General features: G+C 72.7%; 17 protein-coding genes. 13 read left to right on the forward strand and 4 right to left on the reverse strand.

What is annotated here, in order from left to right:
• The coding region (locus tag ABZS51_RS13600; protein ID WP_355439742.1) for an EamA family transporter at window positions 1–612 on the forward strand (612 nt) is incomplete at its 5' end.
• A 70-nt stretch (window positions 613–682) separates the two neighbouring features.
• Window positions 683–2,335 (forward strand): fumarate hydratase, encoded by a 1,653-nt coding sequence (locus tag ABZS51_RS13605; protein WP_355439745.1) that lies wholly within the window; start codon window positions 683–685, stop codon window positions 2,333–2,335.
• Between the two features lie 90 nt (window positions 2,336–2,425).
• Here ABZS51_RS13605 and ABZS51_RS13610 read toward each other — a convergent pair whose 3' ends face one another.
• Entirely contained in the window at window positions 2,426–2,617 is a 192-nt protein-coding gene (locus ABZS51_RS13610; RefSeq protein ID WP_310709737.1) for a DUF5999 family protein, read from the reverse strand.
• A gap of 689 nt (window positions 2,618–3,306) precedes the next feature.
• Between ABZS51_RS13610 and ABZS51_RS13615 the strand changes: the two genes are divergently transcribed.
• Genes ABZS51_RS13615 through ABZS51_RS13625 form a run of 3 tightly spaced genes read left to right on the forward strand, consistent with a single transcriptional unit; the run spans window position 3,307 to window position 7,573 of the window.
• Window positions 3,307–4,437, forward strand: a complete 1,131-nt coding sequence (locus ABZS51_RS13615) for a serine/threonine-protein kinase (RefSeq protein ID WP_355439749.1) — start codon at window positions 3,307–3,309, stop codon at window positions 4,435–4,437.
• A gap of 34 nt (window positions 4,438–4,471) precedes the next feature.
• The gene (locus ABZS51_RS13620; RefSeq protein ID WP_355439752.1) at window positions 4,472–6,124 is read left to right on the forward strand and encodes a protein kinase; all 1,653 of its coding nucleotides are present in this window, start codon (window positions 4,472–4,474) and stop codon (window positions 6,122–6,124) included.
• Window positions 6,125–6,178: 54 nt separating this feature from the next.
• On the forward strand, window positions 6,179–7,573 hold the full coding sequence (locus ABZS51_RS13625; protein WP_355439755.1) for a class II fumarate hydratase: 1,395 nt from the start codon (window positions 6,179–6,181) through the stop codon (window positions 7,571–7,573).
• A gap of 10 nt (window positions 7,574–7,583) precedes the next feature.
• Here ABZS51_RS13625 and trpD read toward each other — a convergent pair whose 3' ends face one another.
• Entirely contained in the window at window positions 7,584–8,615 is a 1,032-nt protein-coding gene (trpD, locus tag ABZS51_RS13630; protein ID WP_355439758.1) for an anthranilate phosphoribosyltransferase, read from the reverse strand.
• 245 nt (window positions 8,616–8,860) lie between these two features.
• On the opposite strand from trpD, the gene ABZS51_RS13635 reads away from it, so the two are divergent.
• From ABZS51_RS13635 to ABZS51_RS13655, 5 genes are read left to right on the forward strand one after another with little or no spacing between them, the layout of a single operon-like run.
• Complete coding sequence (locus tag ABZS51_RS13635) at window positions 8,861–9,622, forward strand: 3-hydroxybutyrate dehydrogenase (protein ID WP_355439761.1); 762 nt, start codon at window positions 8,861–8,863, stop codon at window positions 9,620–9,622.
• A gap of 10 nt (window positions 9,623–9,632) precedes the next feature.
• Entirely contained in the window at window positions 9,633–11,549 is a 1,917-nt protein-coding gene (locus tag ABZS51_RS13640; RefSeq protein ID WP_355439764.1) for a helix-turn-helix domain-containing protein, read from the forward strand.
• Between the two features lie 54 nt (window positions 11,550–11,603).
• Window positions 11,604–12,875 carry an MFS transporter gene (locus ABZS51_RS13645; protein ID WP_355439767.1) on the forward strand — a complete coding sequence of 424 codons (1,272 nt, stop codon included), beginning with the start codon at window positions 11,604–11,606 and terminating at the stop codon, window positions 12,873–12,875.
• A complete protein-coding gene (locus tag ABZS51_RS13650) occupies window positions 12,872–13,894 on the forward strand; it encodes an alpha/beta hydrolase (protein ID WP_355439770.1) in 1,023 nt (340 codons plus the stop codon). Before ABZS51_RS13645 ends, ABZS51_RS13650 begins: the two co-directional genes overlap by 4 nt.
• Window positions 13,894–15,090, forward strand: coding sequence for a tannase/feruloyl esterase family alpha/beta hydrolase (locus ABZS51_RS13655; RefSeq protein WP_355439773.1), 1,197 nt, complete (start codon window positions 13,894–13,896; stop codon window positions 15,088–15,090). The genes ABZS51_RS13650 and ABZS51_RS13655 overlap by 1 nt, the downstream gene beginning before the upstream one ends.
• 6 nt (window positions 15,091–15,096) lie before the next feature.
• On the opposite strand, the gene ABZS51_RS13660 is transcribed toward ABZS51_RS13655, so the two are convergent.
• Window positions 15,097–17,091 carry a glycosyltransferase family 2 protein gene (locus ABZS51_RS13660; RefSeq protein WP_355439776.1) on the reverse strand — a complete coding sequence of 665 codons (1,995 nt, stop codon included), beginning with the start codon at window positions 17,089–17,091 and terminating at the stop codon, window positions 15,097–15,099.
• A gap of 71 nt (window positions 17,092–17,162) precedes the next feature.
• Window positions 17,163–17,864 carry a lytic transglycosylase domain-containing protein gene (locus ABZS51_RS13665; RefSeq protein ID WP_355439778.1) on the reverse strand — a complete coding sequence of 234 codons (702 nt, stop codon included), beginning with the start codon at window positions 17,862–17,864 and terminating at the stop codon, window positions 17,163–17,165.
• A gap of 273 nt (window positions 17,865–18,137) precedes the next feature.
• Here ABZS51_RS13665 and ABZS51_RS13670 point away from each other — a divergent pair, with 273 nt between their 5' ends.
• From ABZS51_RS13670 to ABZS51_RS13680, 3 genes are read left to right on the forward strand one after another with little or no spacing between them, the layout of a single operon-like run.
• Window positions 18,138–18,812, forward strand: a complete 675-nt coding sequence (locus ABZS51_RS13670; protein ID WP_175603042.1) for a response regulator transcription factor — start codon at window positions 18,138–18,140, stop codon at window positions 18,810–18,812.
• Window positions 18,809–20,245, forward strand: coding sequence for a HAMP domain-containing sensor histidine kinase (locus ABZS51_RS13675; RefSeq protein ID WP_355439781.1), 1,437 nt, complete (start codon window positions 18,809–18,811; stop codon window positions 20,243–20,245). Before ABZS51_RS13670 ends, ABZS51_RS13675 begins: the two co-directional genes overlap by 4 nt.
• Window positions 20,242–20,805 (forward strand): hypothetical protein, encoded by a 564-nt coding sequence (locus ABZS51_RS13680; protein WP_355439784.1) that lies wholly within the window; start codon window positions 20,242–20,244, stop codon window positions 20,803–20,805. Before ABZS51_RS13675 ends, ABZS51_RS13680 begins: the two co-directional genes overlap by 4 nt.
• The last annotated feature ends 3 nt before the right edge of the window (window positions 20,806–20,808 follow it).

The following is a 20,808-nucleotide window of genomic DNA, read 5'->3' on the forward strand; positions in this document are numbered from 1 at the left end:
TCCGACCTGGGCGAGCTGTCCGGCGGACGGCTGCGCGTGCTGGGCCGGGCCGACGACGTGATCAACACGGGCGGCGAGAAGGTCGTGGCGGGCGCGACGCTGGCCACCGGGCTCGGCAGCGGCAACCTGCACGGCCTGCTGTGGGCGCTCGGCGCGTTCGCCGGGGAGATCGCCTTCTCGCTGCTGGCCCTCCCGCTGCTGCCCAAGCTGGGTGCGGTACGGGTGAGCGCGTACTCGACCGCGCTGGCCGTGCCCCTGCTGACCGTGATCGGGGTGGTGCGGGAGGGCACGGGCATGCTCCGGGTGCCGACCGTCGCGGAGGCGGCCGGGTTCGCCTACCTGGCCTTCGTGGTCACCGTGGTGGCGTTCTTCCTGTGGTACACGGCGCTTCCGCAGCTCGGTCCGGGGCGGGCCGGGCTGTTCGCGGGCCTCATCCCGGTGGGGGCCATCGCGACCGGCGCGGTGCTGGGCATCGCGACGCCGTCCGGCTACGACCTGCTGGGCGCGGGGCTGGTGGTGTGCGGCATCCTCGTCGGCCTCACCGCCCGCCGCCCCGCGCCGCCCGCTCCCGGGCCCGTCCCCGTGCCGGATCTCGCCGCCGAGCGCACGTGAGCCCGGGCCGGAGGCCGGGCGGGAGCGGGCCTCGCGTGGGCGTACGCTTTGGGAAATCGAAAGGATGGGCATGGCCGAGTTCGACTACACCGATCTTCTCCCGCTGGGCGCCGACGACACCACGTACCGGCTGATCACCTCGGAGGGGGTGCGGAGAGTCGAGGCGGCCGGCCGCACGTTCCTGGAGGTCGACCCCGAGGCGATGCGGCTGCTCACCGAGACGGCCGTGCACGACATCTCCCACTTCCTGCGCTCGTCCCACCTGGCCCAGCTCCGCAAGATCATCGACGACCCGGAGTCCAGCGGCAACGACCGGTTCGTGGCGCTCGACCTGCTGAAGAACGCCTCGATCTCGGCCGGCGGCGTGCTGCCCATGTGCCAGGACACCGGCACCGCGATCGTCATGGGCAAGCGCGGCCGCCACGTGCTGACCGACGGCCGCGACGCCGAGCACGTCGCGCGCGGCGTGTACGACGCCTACACCCGGCTCAACCTGCGCTACTCCCAGATGGCCCCGCTGACCATGTGGGAGGAGAAGAACACGGGCAACAACCTGCCCGCCCAGATCGAGCTCTACGCCGAGGACCCCCACGGCCACCCCGACGAGTACAAGCTGCTGTTCATGGCCAAGGGCGGCGGCTCGGCCAACAAGTCGTTCCTCTACCAGGAGACCAAGGCGGTGCTCAACGAGAAGCGCATGCTGGCCTTCCTGGAGGAGAAGATCCGCTCACTCGGCACCGCGGCCTGCCCGCCGTACCATCTGGCGATCGTCGTCGGCGGCACGTCCGCCGAGTACGCGCTGAAGACGGCCAAGTACGCCAGCGCCCGCTACCTCGACTCGATCCCCACCGAGGGATCGCCGTCCGGGCACGGCTTCCGCGACCTGGAGCTGGAGGCCAAGGTCTTCGAGCTGACCCAGAAGCTCGGCATCGGCGCCCAGTTCGGCGGCAAGTACTTCTGCCACGACGTGCGGGTCATCCGGCTGCCCCGCCACGGCGCCTCCTGCCCGGTCGCCATCGCCGTCTCCTGCTCGGCCGACCGGCAGGCCCTCGCGAAGATCACGCCGGAGGGCGTCTTCCTGGAGCAGCTGGAGACCGACCCGGCCCGCTTCCTGCCGGAGACCACCGACGAGCACCTGTCGGACGACGTCGTCAAGGTGGACCTCAACCGGCCCATGCCGGAGATCCTCGCCCAGCTCACCAAGTACCCGGTCAAGACGCGCCTTTCGCTGACCGGCCCGCTCGTCGTCGCCCGTGACATCGCGCACGCCAAGATCGCCGAGCTGCTCGACGACGGTGGCGAGATGCCGCAGTACCTGAAGGACCACGCCGTCTACTACGCGGGGCCGGCCAAGACGCCCCAGGGCTACGCGTCGGGCTCGTTCGGGCCGACGACGGCGGGGCGGATGGACTCCTACGTGGAGCGCTTCCAGGCGGCCGGGGGCTCGATGGTCATGCTCGCCAAGGGCAACAGGTCGCGCCAGGTGACCGAGGCGTGCCGGCAGCACGGCGGCTTCTACCTGGGCTCCATCGGCGGGCCGGCGGCGCGGCTGGCGCAGGACTGCATCAGGAAGGTGGAGGTCCTGGAGTATCCGGAGCTGGGCATGGAGGCGGTGTGGAAGATCGAGGTGGAGGACTTCCCCGCGTTCATCGTCGTGGACGACAAGGGCGACGACTTCTTCGACGATCGCACGGGGCCGGTGCTGTCGATCGGCCGCCGCTGACCTGAGCCGCGAGGAGGCCCCGCCGGGCACGTCGACCGGCCGGGGCCTTCGGCGTTTCCGGGGTCACCGAAGGCGGCGCGGGGAGGCGGGTCAGGCCAGGACAGCGGCTCGGTGGGGGGCCACGACGCTGCCGTCGGGCAGCAGCAGGCCGGTGTCCTCGAAGAGCACGACGCCGTTGCAGAGCAGGCTCCAGCCCTGGTCGGGGTGGGCCGAGATCACATGGGCCGCCTCACGGTCGGGCGATACCGCGGCGGGGCAGACGGGGAAGTGACTGCAGCACATCGTGCACCTCTCAGATGACGCTCCTGCGATGGGTTTCAGAAGGGCAGCTTGCGCCCCGACGGAGTGCGAAGGTCGAGGGAGGGGCCGGCCGGCTTCCTCGGCCGGGGGTGAACCTGGGTCTGGCGCATCCTCATCACGTCCTTCGGGTGAAGCCGTCATGATCGCTGACTTGGTCGTGCCTCCGACGCGTGCTCCCCATTCTGCCGATCGTGGCGGTCACTTTCCGGATTCTTGGGGAGTCGCCTCGTTAGTAGCTTCACTCTGCACCCACCCCCTTACGACACCCTTACAACCGGCCTACCGCACCCCAGAGTTCCCGGCGCACCCCTTCCCGTGCTGACTGAGCCCCCTTTATCGGCGTAATGCGCTTTTCTCCGGACTTGGGAAGCCACCTCGGAAAGGGCCTCGGAGCTGGGGAAATGCCATTCCGTATCGGGTGCGGAACGGTCGGGAGTCACGGCGTACGGGACCGGGGTCCGCGGCGGGCACGTACACGCGGCGTCGCGCGCATCCCTTGCGGCGCGGCGGCCGGGCCCTCACCATGTGGACGGGCACGACACTTCGCGCGTCCATGGGCGCGCCGAGCAGGCTCGCTGACGGGGCGAGTCAGACGGGTTGACTTGGATTCGCAACATTTTATCGGCCGGGCCTCTACTGGTCGGTTTACACAAATAGGTAAGCTGCCAGGCATGCGTGCGCCCTCCGGTTACCTTCTCGCCGCGCGCTACCGGCTCCTGGAGCCGGTCGGACGCGGCGGCATGGGCACCGTGTGGCGGGCGCACGACGAGCTGCTCGACCGCTACGTCGCGGTCAAGGAGGTACGCCTGCCGGCGGTCCTCGACGAGGAGCTGCGGGCGGAGCTGTGCGCCCGCACCGAGCGCGAGGGCCGGGCCACGGCGATGGTGGCGCACCCGTCGGTCATCACGGTGTTCGACGTCGTGACCGAGGACGACCGGCCGTGGATCGTCATGGAGCTGCTGCAGGCGAGGTCGCTGGAGCAGCTCATCCAGCAGGAGGGACCGCTCCATCCGCGCCGGGCCGCGGAGATCGGCCGGCAGATCCTCGGCGCGCTGCGGGCCGTGCACGCCAAGGGCATCCTGCACCGCGACGTGAAGCCCAGCAACGTGCTCGTCACCGACGACCGGGCCGTGCTCACCGACTTCGGCCTGGCGGCGCTGGAGGGCGACGTCTCGATCACGCAGGCGGGCATCGTGCTGGGCTCGGCGGGCTACATCGCGCCGGAGCGGGTGCTCGGCGCCAAGGCCAGCCCCGCCGGCGACCTGTGGTCGCTCGGCGCGACGCTCTACACCGCCGTCGAGGGCAGGGGCCTGCACGGCCGCCGTACGGCCGCCGCGGCCCTGGCGGCGCTGACCAGCGGCGAGCCCATCCCGATGACCAAGGCGGGCCCGCTCGCGCCCGTGCTGGACGCGCTGCTCCGCATCGACCCGGAGACCCGCCTCGACTCCGTGCGCGCCTCGCTCATGCTGGCGCGCGTGGCGGCGGGCGGCTCGGCAGAGGAGCCATTGGCCTCCCGCAGGCCCGTACGAGCGGCACAGGCGGCGACCGCGGCCTCTTTCCCACGCCGGCCCTCGCATCGCGGGCTGCACAGAGCCGACGCCATGCAGCGGGCCGACATCCTGGCCGCCCCGGTCACGGTGCCCTCGCCCAGGCAGGAGCGCCGGCCCGGCGAAGGCGTCCATCGCCGGCGGGTGGAGCAGCGGCCCGCGACTCCGTCGATCTATGCCCGCGTCATGACGACGGTGATAAAGTTGTGCCTTCCTCGAAGGTTCTGGCCAAGGGAACTTCGCAAGCGAGGCTAAAGCACTTTCCAAGCGAAATAGATATCTTCTTCTCATGCCGGAACACCAGACACGCCTGCTCGCCGAGCGCTACGAGCTCATCTCTCCGCTCGGGCGAGGGACGATGGGGACGGTGTGGCGCGCCAGGGACCGTGCCCTCGGCCGCGAGGTGGCGGTCAAGGAGATCCGGCAGGACTCCGGACTCACCGAGGAGCAGCGGGCCGAGCTGCGCGAGCGCATGGTCCGCGAGGGCCGCATCGCGGCGCGCATCAGCCACCCGGCCGTCGCCGCCATCCACGACGTGCTCATCGAGGACGGCAGCCCGTGGATCATCATGGAGCTGGTCGAGGCCCGCTCCCTGGAGCAGGTGATCGACGAGGAGGGGCCGCTGCCGCCCCGGCTGGTCGCCGAGCTCGGCGTCGACCTGCTCGGCGCGCTGCGGGCCGCGCACGCCCAGGGCATCACGCACCGCGACGTCAAGCCGGGCAACGTGCTCATCACCGAGACCGGTCGCGTGGTGCTGACCGACTTCGGCATCGCCAAGGCCGAGGGCGACCCCAGGCTCACCAAGACCGGCATGGTGATCGGCTCCCCCGGCTACACCGCTCCGGAGCGCGCCAGGGGCGAGTACACCGGTCCCGAGTCCGACATCTGGTCGCTCGGGGCGACGCTGTACTTCGCCGTCGAGGGGCGTCCCGCGTACGAGCGGGCCTCGATCGCGGAGACGCTCGCGGCGCTGCTGAGCGAGAACGCCGACCCGCCCACCCAGGCGGGCCAGCTCGGGCCCGTGCTGACCGGGCTGCTGAACAAGGACCACAGGAAGCGGCTGAGCGCGGCCAAGGCCGAGACCATGCTGCGGATGGTCGCCGACACCCCCACCCACGAGATGCCGGTCATCACCGCCGAGGCCCTGACCGGCCAGGAGGCCTCCGTGCCCGACGCCACCAACCCCGCCAGCGGCTCCAGGACGCCGGGCTCGCCGGCGTCCGGCCCTCAGCGGGGAGCGGGCGCGCGTCCTCAGGCCGGGGGGACGGCCGGGTCCCAGGGCTCGGGCCGCGAGGGGTCAGGTCGTGACGGCTCCGGCACGGTGCCGCGCCCCAAGGCCGGGGCGGCGCCCGGCGCCCAGCAGACCGGTCCCCAGCAGGCCGGGCCTCAGCAGCCCGCCGCCCAGCAGGCCGGTTCCCAGCAGCCCGGCCCGCAACGGCCCGGCGCCCAGGGGGCGGGCCGTGCGGTGCCCGACTCCGAGCGCACGGTCAGCCTGATGCGCCCCAAGACCCCGCTCCCGGGCCGCCCCCAGCAGGGGCCGCCCGCCGACGAGGGGTCCCTCCAGACCCAGCGGATCCAGACGCCCCGGCCCCACAGCGCTCCCCCCGGCCAGCAGGTCTACCCGCCGGCTCCGGGCCAGCAGCCCGCCCGCCCCGTGCCGCAGGGCCGGCCCGGCCAGTACCCCCAGCAGCCGATCTCCGGTCAGGGCCCCTACCAGGGTCCTCCCCCCGGCCCCCAGCAGCCGGGCCCGGCACCCTACGGGCCGCAGGGGATGGCCACGGAGCGGCCCGACTCCAAGGGGCTCGGCACCGACCTGTTCGCCATCGCGGGGCCCGAGGAGCGGCCCGCCGGCAACCGCACGGGCATGCTCGTCCTCATGGCGGTGGCCGCCGCGGCCGCCGTGATGATCGCGATCCTCATCGTGGCCATCCTGTCGAGCTGATCCGGCACCCCCGCGCCCCCGATTGAGACGTCCGGTGTGGGACAGACTGGGGGCATGAGCGAGTTCCGCATCGAAACAGACTCGATGGGCGAGGTGCGCGTGCCCGCCGGAGCCAGGTGGCGCGCGCAGACCCAGCGGGCGGTCGAGAACTTCCCCATCTCCGGACGGCCCCTGGAGCCGTCGCACATCGCCGCGCTCGGCCTCATCAAGGCCGTGGCCGCCGAGGTCAACGCCGAGCTGGGCGTCCTGGACAAGGACCTGGCCGAGGCCATCGCGCAGGCCGCGGCCGACGTCGCCGAGAACGAGCACGACGACCACTTCCCGATCGACGTCTTCCAGACCGGCTCCGGTACCTCGTCCAACATGAACGCCAACGAGGTCGTCGCCCACCTCGCGCAGGAGCGGCTGGGCCGGCCCGTCCACCCCAACGACCACGTGAACGCCTCGCAGTCGTCCAACGACGTCTTCCCCACCTCCATCCACGTGGCGGCGGCGACCGAGGTGACCTACCACCTGATGCCCTCGCTGGAGCACCTGGCGGCGAGCCTGCGGGCCAAGGCCCTCCAGTTCGACCAGGTGGTGAAGTCCGGGCGGACCCACCTGATGGACGCGACGCCGGTGACGCTCGGGCAGGAGTTCGGCGGCTACGCCTCGCAGATCGAGCACGGGCTGGTGCGGGTGAAGTCGGCGCTCGGGCACGTGCTGGAGCTGCCGCTGGGCGGCACGGCCGTGGGCACCGGCATCAACACCCCGCCGGGCTTCGCCGAGAAGGCCATCGCCAAGCTGCGCGAGGCGACCGGCATCCCGTTCCGCGAGGCGCTGGACCACTTCGAGGCGCAGAGCGCGCAGGACTCGATCGTCGAGCTGTCGGGTCAGCTCAAGGTCGTGGCCGTGTCCCTCAACAAGATCGCCAACGACCTGCGCTGGATGGGCTCCGGGCCGCGCGCCGGGCTCGGCGAGATCAACCTGCCCGACCTCCAGCCGGGCTCGTCCATCATGCCGGGCAAGGTCAACCCGGTGATCCCCGAGGCCACGGCCATGGTGGCGGCGCAGGTCATCGGCAACGACGCCGCCATCACGTTCGCGGGCGCCTCGGGGACGTTCGAGCTCAACGTGCAGCTCCCGGTGCTCGCGCGCAACATCCTGGAGTCGATCCGGCTGCTCGCGAACGTGTCGCGGCTGCTCGCCGACCGCTGCGTGGCGGGCATCACGGCCAACGTGGAGCGGCTGCGCGAGTACGCGGAGTCCTCGCCGTCGATCGTCACCCCGCTCAACCGGTACGTCGGCTACGAGGAGGCGGCGCGCATCGCCAAGCAGGCCCTGGCCGAGCGCAAGACCGTCCGGGAGGTGGTCGTCGAGCGCGGCCACGTAGCGTCCGGAAAGATCACCGAGGAGCAGCTCGACGCGGTCCTCGACGTGCTGGCCATGACGAACTCCGGCAAGGACTGACCGGCGCCGCTCAGCCGGTGGCGTGGGCCCAGCGGGCCAGCAGCGCGGCCGCGGCCCCGGACTCGACGGCGTCGGCCGCGCGCTTGCGGGCGGCTCCCAGGGACGGGACGAGGTCGGCGGCGGGCGGGGCCCCTTCGGCGGCCACGAGCGCGGCGGCGGCGTTGAGCAGCACGATGTCGAGCACCGGTCCCGGCTCGCCCGCCAGGACCGCGCGGGCGACCGCGGCGTTGTGCTCGGCGTCGCCGCCGCGCAGGTCCTCCGGACGGGCCCGCGGGATGCCGAGGTCGGCGGGGTCGAACGGGGTCGCGGTGACCTTGCCCCGGCGTACCACCCAGATCGTGGACGGGCCGGTGGTGGTCAGCTCGTCGAGGCCGTCGTCGCCGCGGAAGACGAGCGAGGAGCAGCCGCGCCGGGCGAGCACGCCCGCGATCACCGGCGCCATGCGCGCGTCCGCGACGCCCACGGCCTGCGCGGCGGGCAGCGCCGGGTTGGTGAGCGGGCCGAGGAAGTTGAAGAACGTGGGCACGCCGAGCTGGCGCCGGACGGGCGAGGCGTGTCTCATCGCCGGGTGGAAGGCCCCGGCGAAGCAGAAGGTGATGCCCACCTCCTCGGCGATCCGCACGACCTCGGCCGGCGGCAGCTCGACGCGCACGCCCAGCGCCTCCAGCACGTCGGCCGCGCCCGTGGTCGAGGAGGAGGCCCGGCCGCCGTGCTTGACCACGCGGGCCCCGGCCGCCGCGGTCACGACGGCGGCCATGGTGGAGATGTTGACCGTGCCCGCCCGGTCGCCGCCGGTGCCGACGAGGTCCACCGTCTCGCCCGGCACCCTGATCGCGTACGAGCGGGCCAGCATGCCGTCGGCCAGGCCCGTCACCTCGTCCACGGTCTCGCCCTTGGCGCGCAGGGCCACGGCGAAGCCGGCGATCTGGGCGTCCGTGGCCGCGCCGGACATGATCTGGTCCATCGCCCACGCGGTCTGGTGTGCCCGGAGGGAGGAGCCGTCGAGGAGCGAGCCGAGCAGGGAGGCCCAGGTGATCGTCATGTGAACGCCCTTTCGCTGGTCGAGGTGCTCGACGGGGGGCGTCCCGGACATGCGGGCGGCCGCCTCGTCGAGGCGGCCGGGATGCGTATGCGCGTGCGGGTCCGCCTAGGAGGCGGGCCACCACTGCTGCGCGTACGCGGTCATGGGGCAAACTGTATCAGCCGGGCCGGCCCACATAGGGCGATGGTGATCTGTGTAGCCGGGCCCCATCATGCGGCTGCGGCGCAGCGCTTAGGGTCGGAGGTATGGCGAACGAACTGACCGGTGCGCTGACGGGGCGGACCGCGCTGGTGACCGGGGCGGGCGGCGGCATCGGGGCCGCCTGCGCGCGGCGGCTGGCCGCCGCGGGAGCGCACGTGCTCGTCGTCGACCGCAGGGCGGAGGCGGCCGGGAAGGTGGCCGCCGAGGTGGGCGGCACGGCCGTGGTGGCGGACCTGGGCGATCCGGGGTTCGCCGAGGGGCTGCCCGCCGACGTGGACATCGTGGTCAACAACGCCGGGTTCCAGCACGTGGCGCCCATCGAGGAGTTCCCGCCGGAGGTCTTCGCCACCATGCTGCGCGTCATGGTGGAGGCGCCGTTCCGCATCGCGCGGCGAGTGCTGCCCGGCATGTACGCCCGGGAGTGGGGCCGGTTCGTCAACATCTCGTCGGTCCACGGGCTGCGCGCCTCGCCGTTCAAGTCGGCGTACACGACGGCCAAGCACGCGCTGGAGGGCCTGTCCAAGACGATCGCGCTGGAGGGTGGCCCGCACGGCGTGACCTCGACCTGCGTCTGCCCCGGGTACGTGCGCACGCAGCTCGTGGAGGACCAGATCGCCGACCAGGCCAGGGCCCACGGCATCGACCCGGGTAAGGTCGTCGAGGACGTCATGCTGAGACCCGCGGCGATCAAGCGCCTCATCGAGCCGGAGGAGGTGGCCGAGCTGGTCGCGTACCTGTGCGGCCCGAGCGGCTCGTTCATCACGGGCGTCTCGCTGCCCGTCGACGGCGGCTGGACGGCGCGGTAGCCCCGACGTCATGAACACGCCCGCCACCCACTTCCTGGAGCTGCTCGCCCGTGAGGCGTCGGCCGTGGAGTTCGAGGGGCCGATCATCCAGGCCCGCGCCGAGGGGGCCGACGCGGCGACGATCGAGGAGCTCGAACGCGCCAAGATCGAGGCGCTCAGGGTGCGGGCGCTGCTGAGAAGGCGGGCCAGGCGCGAGGCCGAGCTGTCCGCCCTGTACGACACGGCCGGCGACCTGGCCGCGCTGCGCGACCTGGACGCGGTGCTGGAGGCGATCGTCCACCGGGCCAGGCAGCTCCTGGCCACGGACACGGCGTACATGACCCTGCACGACCCGGAGCGGGGCGACACGTACATGCGGGTCACCGACGGGTCGATCTCGGCGAAGTTCCGCGCGCTGCGGCTGGCCATGGGGGCCGGGCTCGGCGGGCTGGTGGCGCAGTCGGCCACCCCGTACGCCACGGCCGACTACTTCGCCGACGCCAGGTTCCGTCACAAGGACGACATCGACGAGGCCGTCAAGGAAGAGGGCCTGGTCGCGATCCTCGGCGTTCCGCTGCGGCTGGGACAGCGGGTGATCGGCGTGCTGATGGCCGCCGACCGCAGTGCCCGGCCCTTCCACCAGGAGGAGGTGTCGCTGCTGGCGAGCCTGGCGGCGCACGCGGCGGTCGCCATCGACAACGCCCGGCTGCTCCAGGAGACGCGCAACGCGCTGGAGGAGCTGTCCAGCGCCCATCGCACCGCCCGGGCGCACGCCGAGGCCGTGGAGCGGGCCGCGCTCGCGCACGACCGCATGACCTCGCTGGTCCTGCGGGGCGGCGGCATCGAGGACGTGGCGGCCGTGGTGACCGACGTGCTGGGCGGCTCGCTGGCCGTGCTCGACGACCTGGGCAGGCCGATCGCGGGGCCGCTCGACGGGGCCGTGGGCGAGCTGGACGCGGGCGTGTTCGAGGCCGCGCAGGCGTCGCGGGCGCTGGGCCGTACGGTGCGCAGGGGTGACCTGCGGATCGCGTCGGTGGACGTCGGCGGGGAGCCGCTGTGCACGCTGGTCCTGCGCAGCGACGACGCCGACGAGCGGATCCTGGAGCGGGCGGCGCTGGTGTGCGCGCTGCTGCTGCTGTTCCGCCGCAGCGTGGCCGAGGCCGAGGGGCGGGTGCGGGGCGAGCTGCTGGACGACCTGATCTCCCGGCCCGGCACTCCCGGCCTGACGGACCGGGCGCGGCGGCTGGGCGTGGACCTGGGCGCGCCGCACGTGGTCGTGGCCGCCCGGCACGACGGGCAGCGGGAGCGGGCCGCGTTCTGGGCGTCGTCGCACGCCGCGGTGCGTCACGGGCTGGCCGCGGGCCGGGCCGGCGAGGTCGTGCTGCTCCTGCCCGGCGACGACGCGGGCGCGCTCGCTCAGCGCGTCGCCGCCGAGCTGAGCGCCTCGCTGGGCACGCCGGCGACGGCGGGCGCCGCACGGGTGGGCGACAGGGCGGGAGACGTGGCGGGTGACAGGGCGGGCGACAGGGCCGGTGACAGAGCCGGTGACGTGGCCGGGGCCTACCGGGAGGCGCGGCGGTGCGCGGAGGCGCTGATCGCGCTGGGCCGCGCCGGCGACGGCGCGAGCGCCGCCGAGCTGGGCTTCGTCGGCCTGCTCATCGGTGAGGGCCGCGACGTGCACGGCTTCGTCCGCTCGGCGCTCGGCCCCGTCGTCGACTACGACGCCCGCCGGGGCACCGCGCTGACCGGCACGCTGGCCGCCTACTTCGGCACGGGCTGCTCCCCGTCCCGTACGGCCGAGGTCATGCACATCCACGTCAACACCGTCACCCAGCGGCTCGACCGCATCGGCAAGCTCCTCGGCGACGGCTGGTCGGAGCCGGAGCGGGCGCTGGAGATCCAGCTCGCGCTCCGCCTGCACCGCCTCGGCCACACATCGGCGCCGTAGACTGTGGGCTTCGCCCCCATATAAGTGACTCCCGTCACTCCCTAGCGTGACGGCATGGCCACTTCCATCAAAAGGGTCGTCGGCGCCAGCCTGATCGGCACCACCATCGAGTGGTACGACTTCTTCCTGTACGGCTCGGCAGCCGCCCTCGTGTTCAACAAGCTGTTCTTCCCCGAGGCCGATCCGCTGACCGGCACCCTCCTCGCGTTCCTCACCCTCGCCGTCGGATTCGTCGCCCGCCCCCTCGGCGGCCTGATCTTCGGCCACTACGGTGACCGGTTCGGCCGCAAGACCCTCCTGGTGGTCAGCCTGCTCCTGATGGGCGCCGCCACGTTCCTCATCGGCTGCCTGCCCACGTACGCGACCGTCGGCGCCGCGGCGCCGGTGCTGCTCACGGTGCTGCGGCTGGTGCAGGGCTTCGCGCTCGGCGGCGAGTGGGGCGGCGCGGTCCTGATCGTCTCCGAGCACGGCGAGGCGAGCCGGCGCGGCTTCTGGGCTTCGTGGCCGCAGGCGGGCGCGCCCGGCGGCAACCTGCTCGCCACCGGCGTGCTGGCCATCCTCGCCGCCACGCAGTCGGACGCGGCGTTCCTGAGCTGGGGCTGGCGCGTGCCGTTCCTGCTGTCGGGCGTGCTGGTGCTGATCGGGCTGTGGATCAGGCTGTCGATCACCGAGTCCCCGGTGTTCCAGCAGGCCGAGCCGGAGGAGACGGCGCCGATCATCGGCGTGCTGCGCCACCACTGGCGCGACGTGCTCATCGCCATCGGCGCGCGGCTGGCGGAGAACATCTCGTTCTACCTGATCACGGTCTTCGTCATCACCTACGCCAAGAGCACCGGGATCGCCAACTCGACCGTGCTCAACGCCGTGCTGATCGGCTCGGCGATCCACTTCGTCACGATCCCCATGTGGGGAGCCCTGTCGGACCGGCTCGGCCGCCGGCCGCTCTACATCGCCGGCGCCGCCGGGATCGGGCTGTGGATCTTCGCGTTCTTCCCGCTCATCGACACGGGCAACTTCCTGGCGATCACGCTGGCCGTCACCGTGGGCCTGATCTTCCACGGCATGATGTACGGCCCGCAGGCGGCGTTCTTCTCCGAGCTGTTCGGCACCCGGATGAGGTACACCGGGGTGTCGATCGGCGCGCAGCTCTCGGCGATCGTGGCCGGGGCGCTGGCCCCGCTCATCGCGGTCGCCCTGCTCAAGGACTTCGGCAGCTCCCTGCCGATCTCCGTGTACCTCGGCGCGGCGGCGGTGCTCACGCTGATCGCCGTCTTCGCCGCCCGCGAGACCCAGGGCCGCGACCTGGCCGAGAAGGTCCGCGCGTGAGCGCCTCCCCGGAGTTCACGTCCGTGAAGGTCACGACGCCGAGGCTCACCCAGCACGTCGTGACCGTCGAGGGCCGGGCCGGCGAGCCGGTCCTGTTCGTCCACGGCAACGTCTCCTCCTCCGCGTTCTGGCACACGAGCATGGCCGCGCTGCCGGACGGCTTCCGGCCGCTCGCGGTGGACCTGCGCGGCTTCGGCGACACCGACCCGGAGCCCGTGGACGCCACGCGCGGCCTGCGGGACTACTCCGACGATCTGCTGGAGCTGGTGGACGCGCTGGAGCTGCCCGCCGTCCACCTCGTCGGCTGGAGCCTCGGCGGCGGCGTCGTCCTCCAGGCGCTGCGCGACCGGCCCGCCGCCGTCCGGTCGGTCACGCTGGTCAACCCGATCTCCCCCTACGGGTTCGGCGGCACCGAGGGCCCTGACGGCACGCTGACTCATCCCGACGGCGCCGGGTCGGGGGCGGGGGCGGTCAACCAGGAGTTCGTGGCCCGGCTGCGGCGCGGCGACCTGTCGGACGAGGACCCCGCCTCGCCCCGCTCGGTGTTCCGCTCCGCGTACGTGGCGAGCCCGGTGGAGGACGAGGACCGGTACGTCGCCGCCATGCTCACCACCCGGGTCGGCGACGGCCACTACCCGGGCGACGCGGCCACCTCGCCCGCGTGGCCGGGCGTCGCCCCGGGCACCCAGGGGGTGCTCAACGCCGCGGCGCCCACCCGCTTCCGCCTGGACGACCTCCACGAGATCAGCCCGAAGCCGCCCATCCTGTGGATCCGCGGGGCCGACGACGTCATCGTCTCCGACACCTCGCTGTTCGACCTGGCCCACCTCGGCGCCATCGGCGTGGTGCCCGGCTCCCCCGGCACGCCGGCGCAGCCCATGGTCACCCAGACCCGGGCCGTTCTCGGCCGCTACGGCCCGTACCGCGAGGCGGTGCTGGACAAGTGCGGCCACAGCCCCCACCTGGAACGCCCCGACGACTTCCGGCGCCTGCTGGCCCGGCACCTCCAGGAGTCCTGATGCTCGCCCACTACCAGTTGGCCGCCGGGGCCCTCACCCTCGTCGCGAGCCTGCTCAGCCCGGCGTCACCGGCCGCCCCGGCGGCCGGGCGGGCCGGGACGCTCACCGTGCCGGGCGCCGAGCGGACCGTCACGGCCACGCTCGACGACCTCACCACCGCCGGCACCACCCGCACCGGCCACACCGACCCCGCCGACTGGGCCGGCCTGCACTCGGCAGCCACCGTCAACCCCACCGGCGTCCCCGGCGTCCAGATCGACGGCTACTTCCCCGACACCTCCACCACCAACCCCACCCACGGCTGGAACCACGACGCCCAGTTCGTCATCAGGCTCCCCGAGCACTGGAACGGCGGCCTGGTCGTCACCGGCACCCCCGGCAACCGGGAGCAGTACGCCAACGACTTCACGATCTCCGACTGGGTGCTGTCCAAGGGGTACGCCTTCGCGGCCACCGACAAGGGCAACACCGGCCTGGAGTTCCACACCGACGGCCGCCGCCCCGGCGACGCCATCGCCGAGTGGAACGAGCGCGTCACCCAGCTCACGGTCGCCGCCAAGGCCGTCGCCGCCCAGCGGTACGGCAAGCCGCCGCGGCGCACGTACGTGGCGGGCATCTCCAACGGCGGCTACCTGGTCAGGTGGCAGCTGGAGAACCGCGGGTGGCTCTACGACGGCGGCGTCGACTGGGAGGGCACGCTCTGGCGGGTCAAGGGCGACAACCTGCTGAACTTCCTGCCGGCGGCGCTGAAGGCGTACCCGGACGAGGCCGGGGTGCGGGAGGCGGGCTTCGCGGCCGGCTCGGAGTTCCTGTGGCCGTTCCACCGGCAGTACTACTGGGAGCTCACCCAGCAGCTCTACCAGAAGGAGCTGGACCCGGCCTACGACGGCGCCCCGGCCGACTACGACTACGACGCGCGCCGGCCTTACGCGGCGCTCGCCAAGATCGCGCTCACCGGGCGGATCACCAAGCCGCTGATCACGCTGCACGGCACGCTCGACTCGCTGCTGCCCATCGAGCGCGACTCGGACGTGTACGCCCGGATGGTGGGCCCGCACCGGCCCTTCCGCTACCACCGGGTGGAGGGCGGCAACCACCTCGACAGCCTGGTGGACGTCTACCCGGACCGGCTCAGGCCGATGCTGCCGGTCTTCCGCGACGCCTTCGCCGAGCTGGAGGAGTGGACGGGCCGGTAGGGGCTGTCAGTCCTTGAGGTAGCGGTGCCTGCCCGCGCGTGCCAGCCGTACGAGGTGGCGGGCGAAGGGCAGGCGCCGGCCGATCCGGTGCAGGGCCGTGTCGCGGCCGAGCGGCGACCGGCGGGGCGGCGCCACGGCGGCGGTCGGGCGGACCATGACCGCGCCGCGCCGGATCTCCAGCCCGAACCGGAGCCCGATCTCCTCCTCCGCGCCGCGCAGCGACGGCAGCCACCGGCCCGGCCCGAGCACGTCCGGCGGCGCGAACATCCGCCTGACCGGGAGCCTGGCCACGAGCTGGCCGGCGGTGCGCGTCAAGCCCGGCTCGACGAGGGCGGGCGCGCTCACCTCGCGCGTCCTGCGCCCGGTGCCGCGCAGCACCAGCTCCAGCGGCGGTCCCCCGCTCGGCGGCACGTACGGCACCGGCAGCACCACGTACAGGCTGCCCTCCTGCCGCCGGACGGTGACGCCCGGCGAGACCAGGGCGATCGACTCGGCGAACGAGCGCGGCTCGACGGCCAGGCCCAGCTCGCCCTCGTCGGTCCAGCAGGGCACCACCAGGCGCGTCTTCGGCCGCTCGGCGAGCACGCCGAGGCAGTTGAGCGGCCCCTCCGGGCGGCTTACCCGGGCCCTGGCCTGGTGCGCGCCGCCGTACATGCGGACGTGCACCTCCCACTGGCCGGACCTCAGCGGCCGGCCCATGGCGGCCTCGGTGGCGTCCACGCGGGCCTCGCCGACGATGCGCACGCGGGTGTGGCGGCGCCCCTCCTGGACGCGCTCGACCCGGTACGCGACCGGCAGGAAGTGGATGACGCCCGTCTCGGCGTGCCGGACGTAGACCTCGATGCGGGCCCGCTCGACCGCGGAGGTGACGTCGGTGACGCCGTCCGGGAGCAGCGAGGGGTCGACCGAGCGGGGCGGGATCCAGTGCAGCCGGTCGCCGTCGGCGCGGAAGACGGTGAGCCGCCCGTCGCCGCCCAGCACCTCGACGGTCAGCGCGAGCACGAGCACGTGGCCGTCCCAGCGGACCTCGGTCAGGTCGGCGGCCAGCCCGGCGCGGCGGGTGGAGTTGGCCAGCAGGACGAGCTGGTCGAGCCGGCCGGCGCGCAGGAGCGCCGCCACGACGCGCAGGTGCACGGGCAGGTAGCGGTCGAGCCGCTCGGGGAAGCGCTCCAGCACCAGCTCCCTGAGGATGGTGAAGTGCATGCCCCGGTCGATGGAGGAGCCGGCGAACCTGCTGGTGAGGAACGGGCGCAGCGCGGTGGAGCGGAACCAGTAGGCGTACATGCGGTCGCGGTGGCGGCCCTCGCCGATGCAGGAGTCGATGTCGTCCAGCAGCTCGCGCAGCTCCGTCACGATCGTCCGGGGGTCCTCCTCGGGCTCGGGCCACTCGCCGAGGTGGCAGCAGACCTGCTCGGCGAGGATGGCGACGACCTTGGCGTTGAGGTAGGCCCGCACGGAGAACGCCTGCTCGGCGAGCTGGCCGCCCGGCGCGGCGAAGCCGAGGCCGTGCTGCTCCAGGAACGCCCGGCGGTAGAGCTTGTGCGGGGTGAGGAGGGAGAAGAGCCGGTCACGCAGGATGTCGGCGCGGGCCCGGCTCTGCTGGAAGGCGCTCATGGGCGGCCCCGTGTCGCGGGCCAGCCGGCCGACCAGCACGTCGGCGTCCGTCTCCACGGCCCGCTCGTACATGCGTTCCAGCGCCTCGCGCTCCAGCCGGTCGCACTGGGACATCAGGTAGACGTACTCGCCCCTGGCCGCCGCGATGCCGACGTTGCGGCCCCGCATCGGGGAGCCGCTGTGCGGCAGGTGCAGGACGCGGACGTTGCGGCGCACCGCGGCGACCGTGTCGAGCCGCTCGGCGATACCGTCGGCGGACCCGTCATCCACGAAGATCACTTCGTAGTCGTCGGCCGGCAGCGACTGGCCCAGGACGGAGCGCAGGCACGGGTCGGCCGTATCCCCCGGGTTGTGGACATCGACGATCACACTGACCTTCACAGCCATGCGGTCAGCGTGCGCCCACCCTCATGATCTGACCCACAGGCTTGCCGATTGCTGAGGAAAAGGATGACCTGTCAGTACCAACCCGTGGACTGGGAGTGTCCCCACGCGCCGCACGGCGAGCCGTAGCGGCCCTTGATGTAGCCGAGACCCCACTTGATCTGGGTGGCGGCGTTGGTCTGCCAGTCGCCGCCGGCCGAGGCCATCTTGCTGCCGGGCAGGGACTGAGGGATGCCGTACGCGCCGGAGTAGCGGTTCATCGCCCGCTCGTTCCAGCCGCTCTCCTTCTGCCAGAGCCGTTCGAGGCAGCCCCACTGGTCGGCGCCGTAGCCGAACGAGGCGAGCATGGTCCTGGCGACGGCCTTGTTGGTGCCCGGTGAGGGGGTGCTGCCGGGCGGGAAGTTGGTGGGCGGGAAGCCGCCGCCGCCCGGGGCCTTCTTCTTGACCTCGACCCAGTCGAAGCCGGACGGCTTGCCGGCGCGCCCGTCCTTCAGTTTGTCGGCTCGGTAGGCCTGGACGGCGGCCTCCTTGAGCGCGTCGGTCTTGGGGTCGGACCCGCCGAAGTCGCCACTGGCGATGTTGCCCATGTCGGTCAGCGACAAGGGGGTGCGGGGCGCGTCGGCGTTCTGGACGGCGCGGTAGGCGACGAAGCCGCCGCCGCCGACGACGATCACGACCGCCAGGCCGACGCCGAGCACCCGCTTGGGGGTCAGCCTCGAGGAACGGGCCGGTCGGCGTGCCGAGCGGGGGGTTTCGGGAGCGCGACGCTCACTCAACTGCGGTCCTGGGCTCACGAGCAATGAGCTTGCCCTGTCCTGGGGGGTGGTCCGCAACCGAAACGGGACATTCGGCAGGACAACTCTGGTCCCACCAGCCACTTGGCGTGCCGTTTCCCGCACGGTGTGATTTTCGTCACACGTTACCGTGGCTTTCCGGTGAGCAGAGGCGGCCTATAGGCTGACGGGCGTTTTTTGTGGTCGTGTGCGTGACATGTCACAGTTCTATGACGCACGTCAGATGCATCCCATATCTGGACGAATAATGTGCAGGTGGCCGGCATCCTCCTCATCGAAGACGACGCCTCCGTGCGCACAGCCCTGGAGCTGGCACTGACGCGGCAGGGACACTCCGTCACCTCCTACGCCACCGGCGAGGAGGGCCTGGACCACATCCGGTCGCGCCGGCCCGAGATCGCCATCCTCGACGTCATGCTCCCCGGCATCGACGGGGTCGAGGTGTGCCGCCGCATCCGCCGGCTCGACCAGCTCCCCGTGATCCTGCTCACCGCCCGCGGCGACGACCTCGACATCGTGGTCGGTCTGGAGGCCGGGGCCGACGACTACGTGGTCAAGCCCGTCGAGCCGCGCGTGCTCGACGCCCGCATCCGCGCCATCCTGCGCCGCGCCGAGTCGGCGGCCTCGGACCGCATCACGTTCGGCGACCTCGTGATCGACCGGGGCGCGCTGAAGGTCACGCTGGCCGGCAAGGAGATCCACCTGACCCCGACCGAGCTGCGGCTGCTGCTGGAGCTGGTGCGCCACCCCGGCCAGGTGCTCAACCGGCGCTACCTCCTGCGGGAGGTCTGGGACCACACGCACGTCGCCGACTCCCGCCTGGTGGACGCCTGCGTCCAGCGGGTACGCGCGAAGATCGAGCCGAAGCCGGCCGAGCCGGTGTTCATCCACACCGTGCGCGGGTTCGGCTACCGGTTCAGCCCTCCATGATCAGGAACCGTCTCGGACGGCTGATCAGACTGCCCATCGGCCTGCGCGCGCGGCTCGTCATCACCTTCACCCTGGTCGCCGTCACCGCCTCGGTGCTCGTCGCGACCATCGGCTTCGAGCTGGCCAAGACCGCGCTGGTCGAGCGGGCCGAGGACACCGCCGTGGACGTGGTCAGCCGCGAGCTCGACCGCATCACCTTCCCGATCGGCAGACTGCGGCAGGGCGAGGCGTCGCCCACCGCGCAGAACCTGGAGCAGCTCGGCCAGGCGCTCGACGGCCCCGGACGCAGCGTCGTCGTCGAGTACCGCGACCTGATCTACGCCGACGGCCCGCTGACCATGGACGACGTGCCCAACGAGCTGTACGGCCGGGCCAAGCAGAACGTCGTCACCCAGCTCAGGGTGATCGGCAACGAGCTGTGGCTCGTCGTCGGCTCCGAGGTCTACCGGCGCGCCGGCTCCACCGCCGAGCCGACCGGGCTGCGTACCTTCGTCTTCTTCCCGCTGCGTGACGAGCAGAGCCAGCTCGCGGCGCTGCGCGGCAAGCTCACCCAGGGCGGCGCCAGCATCGTCGCGATCGCCCTCGTCGTGGCCCTGCTGTCGGCCCGGCAGGTGCTGCTCCCGGTCCGGCGGCTGAGCGCGGCGGCCCAGGCGCTCGGACAGGGCCGGCTCGACACCCGCCTGCCGGTCCACGGGCAGGACGAGCTGGCCGAGCTGACCTCCCGCTTCAACGACGCGGCGGCGGCGCTGGAGCTGAGCGTGTCGGAGCTGCGGGCGCTGGAGGCCATGTCGCGCCGGTTCGTCGCGGACGTCTCCCACGAGCTGCGCACGCCGCTGACCGCGATGACGGCCGTGGCGGACGTGCTGAACGACGAGGCGGAGCGGCTCCCGGAGGACACGGCACAGGCCGTCCGGCTCGTGCTCAGGGAGATCGAGCGGCTGCGCGAGCTGATCGAGCACCTCATCGAGATCAGCCGGTTCGACGCGGGCACGGCCACGCTCAACCTGGAGCCGGTCAACGTGTCCGACGCCGTCCAGGGCTGCCTGGAGGTGCGCGGCTGGGACGAGGACGTGCAAGTGAGCGTACCGCCGGGCCTGACGGTCAACCTGGACCCGCGCAGGTTCGACATCATCGTGGCCAACCTGGTCGGCAACGCGCTCAAGCACGGCCGGGCGCCGGTGCTGGTGAGCGCCCGGGGCACGGAGAACGGCCTGGAGGTGAAGGTGCGCGACCACGGCAAGGGCATCCCGCCCGAGGCACTGCCCCATGTCTTCGACCGGTTCTTCAAGGCGGGCGCCGGGCGGACCCGCAGCCAGGGCAGCGGCCTCGGCCTGTCCATCGCGCGGGCCAACGCGCAGCTCCACGGCGGCACGATCTCCGTTCGCCCGCAGTCGCCGGGCACGCTCTTCACGGTCTGGCTGCCGCGCGCATGAGGGGCCGCACGGCACGGACGACCCCCGGCCGGGGCCCGCTGCGCCCACGCGGCGCACGGGGCGCCCTGGCGCTCCTCACGGGCGCCCTGCTGGTGCCCGTGTCCGCCTGCGGCATCTCGCCGACCGACGTGCGGGAGGTGGCCGGGCCGCCGACGGTCGCGGTGCCTCCGCCGTCCAAGACCATCTACCTGATCAAGGGCGGCAAGCTGACGCTGGAGCCGGCCGACGTCGAGTCGGACACCGTCGAGAGCCTCCTGACGGCCCTGTTCGCGGCCTCAACGCAGCCGCTCGGCGGCCGTGACACGGCGCTGCGCGGGTTCACCCTGGAAGGCATCGAGGACTCCCTCAACCCGATCCGGCGCGACGAGGTCAAGCTGCCCCGCACCTCGACGCTCACCGTGATCGTCAAGGGCGAGGGCACCCTGTCGCGGCCCGCCAAGGCCCAGATCGTGTGCACGGCCCAGCAGGACGCCGCGTTCGAGCAGGTCAAGATCGTCCACAGGTACGAGAACCGCCCCTCCAAGGTGGAGGGGCGGTTCATCTGCGGCGACCTGAAGTGACCC

Source organism: Nonomuraea sp. NPDC005501, assembly GCF_040605905.1.
In the GTDB taxonomy this organism is placed as follows: Bacteria; Actinomycetota; Actinomycetes; order Streptosporangiales; family Streptosporangiaceae; genus Nonomuraea.

Bases quoted from the DNA above. Each gene is read 5' to 3' on its own strand.
- ABZS51_RS13605 (WP_355439745.1), top strand. From the start codon at position 683: ATGGCCGAGTTCGACTACACCGATCTTCTCCCGCTGGGCGCCGACGAC.
- ABZS51_RS13610 (WP_310709737.1), bottom strand. From the start codon at position 2,617: ATGTGCTGCAGTCACTTCCCCGTCTGCCCCGCCGCGGTATCGCCCGAC.
- ABZS51_RS13615 (WP_355439749.1), top strand. From the start codon at position 3,307: ATGCGTGCGCCCTCCGGTTACCTTCTCGCCGCGCGCTACCGGCTCCTG.
- ABZS51_RS13620 (WP_355439752.1), top strand. From the start codon at position 4,472: ATGCCGGAACACCAGACACGCCTGCTCGCCGAGCGCTACGAGCTCATC.
- ABZS51_RS13625 (WP_355439755.1), top strand. From the start codon at position 6,179: ATGAGCGAGTTCCGCATCGAAACAGACTCGATGGGCGAGGTGCGCGTG.
- trpD (WP_355439758.1), bottom strand. From the start codon at position 8,615: ATGACGATCACCTGGGCCTCCCTGCTCGGCTCGCTCCTCGACGGCTCC.
- ABZS51_RS13635 (WP_355439761.1), top strand. From the start codon at position 8,861: ATGGCGAACGAACTGACCGGTGCGCTGACGGGGCGGACCGCGCTGGTG.
- ABZS51_RS13640 (WP_355439764.1), top strand. From the start codon at position 9,633: ATGAACACGCCCGCCACCCACTTCCTGGAGCTGCTCGCCCGTGAGGCG.
- ABZS51_RS13645 (WP_355439767.1), top strand. From the start codon at position 11,604: ATGGCCACTTCCATCAAAAGGGTCGTCGGCGCCAGCCTGATCGGCACC.
- ABZS51_RS13655 (WP_355439773.1), top strand. From the start codon at position 13,894: ATGCTCGCCCACTACCAGTTGGCCGCCGGGGCCCTCACCCTCGTCGCG.
- ABZS51_RS13660 (WP_355439776.1), bottom strand. From the start codon at position 17,091: ATGGCTGTGAAGGTCAGTGTGATCGTCGATGTCCACAACCCGGGGGAT.
- ABZS51_RS13675 (WP_355439781.1), top strand. From the start codon at position 18,809: ATGATCAGGAACCGTCTCGGACGGCTGATCAGACTGCCCATCGGCCTG.
- ABZS51_RS13680 (WP_355439784.1), top strand. From the start codon at position 20,242: ATGAGGGGCCGCACGGCACGGACGACCCCCGGCCGGGGCCCGCTGCGC.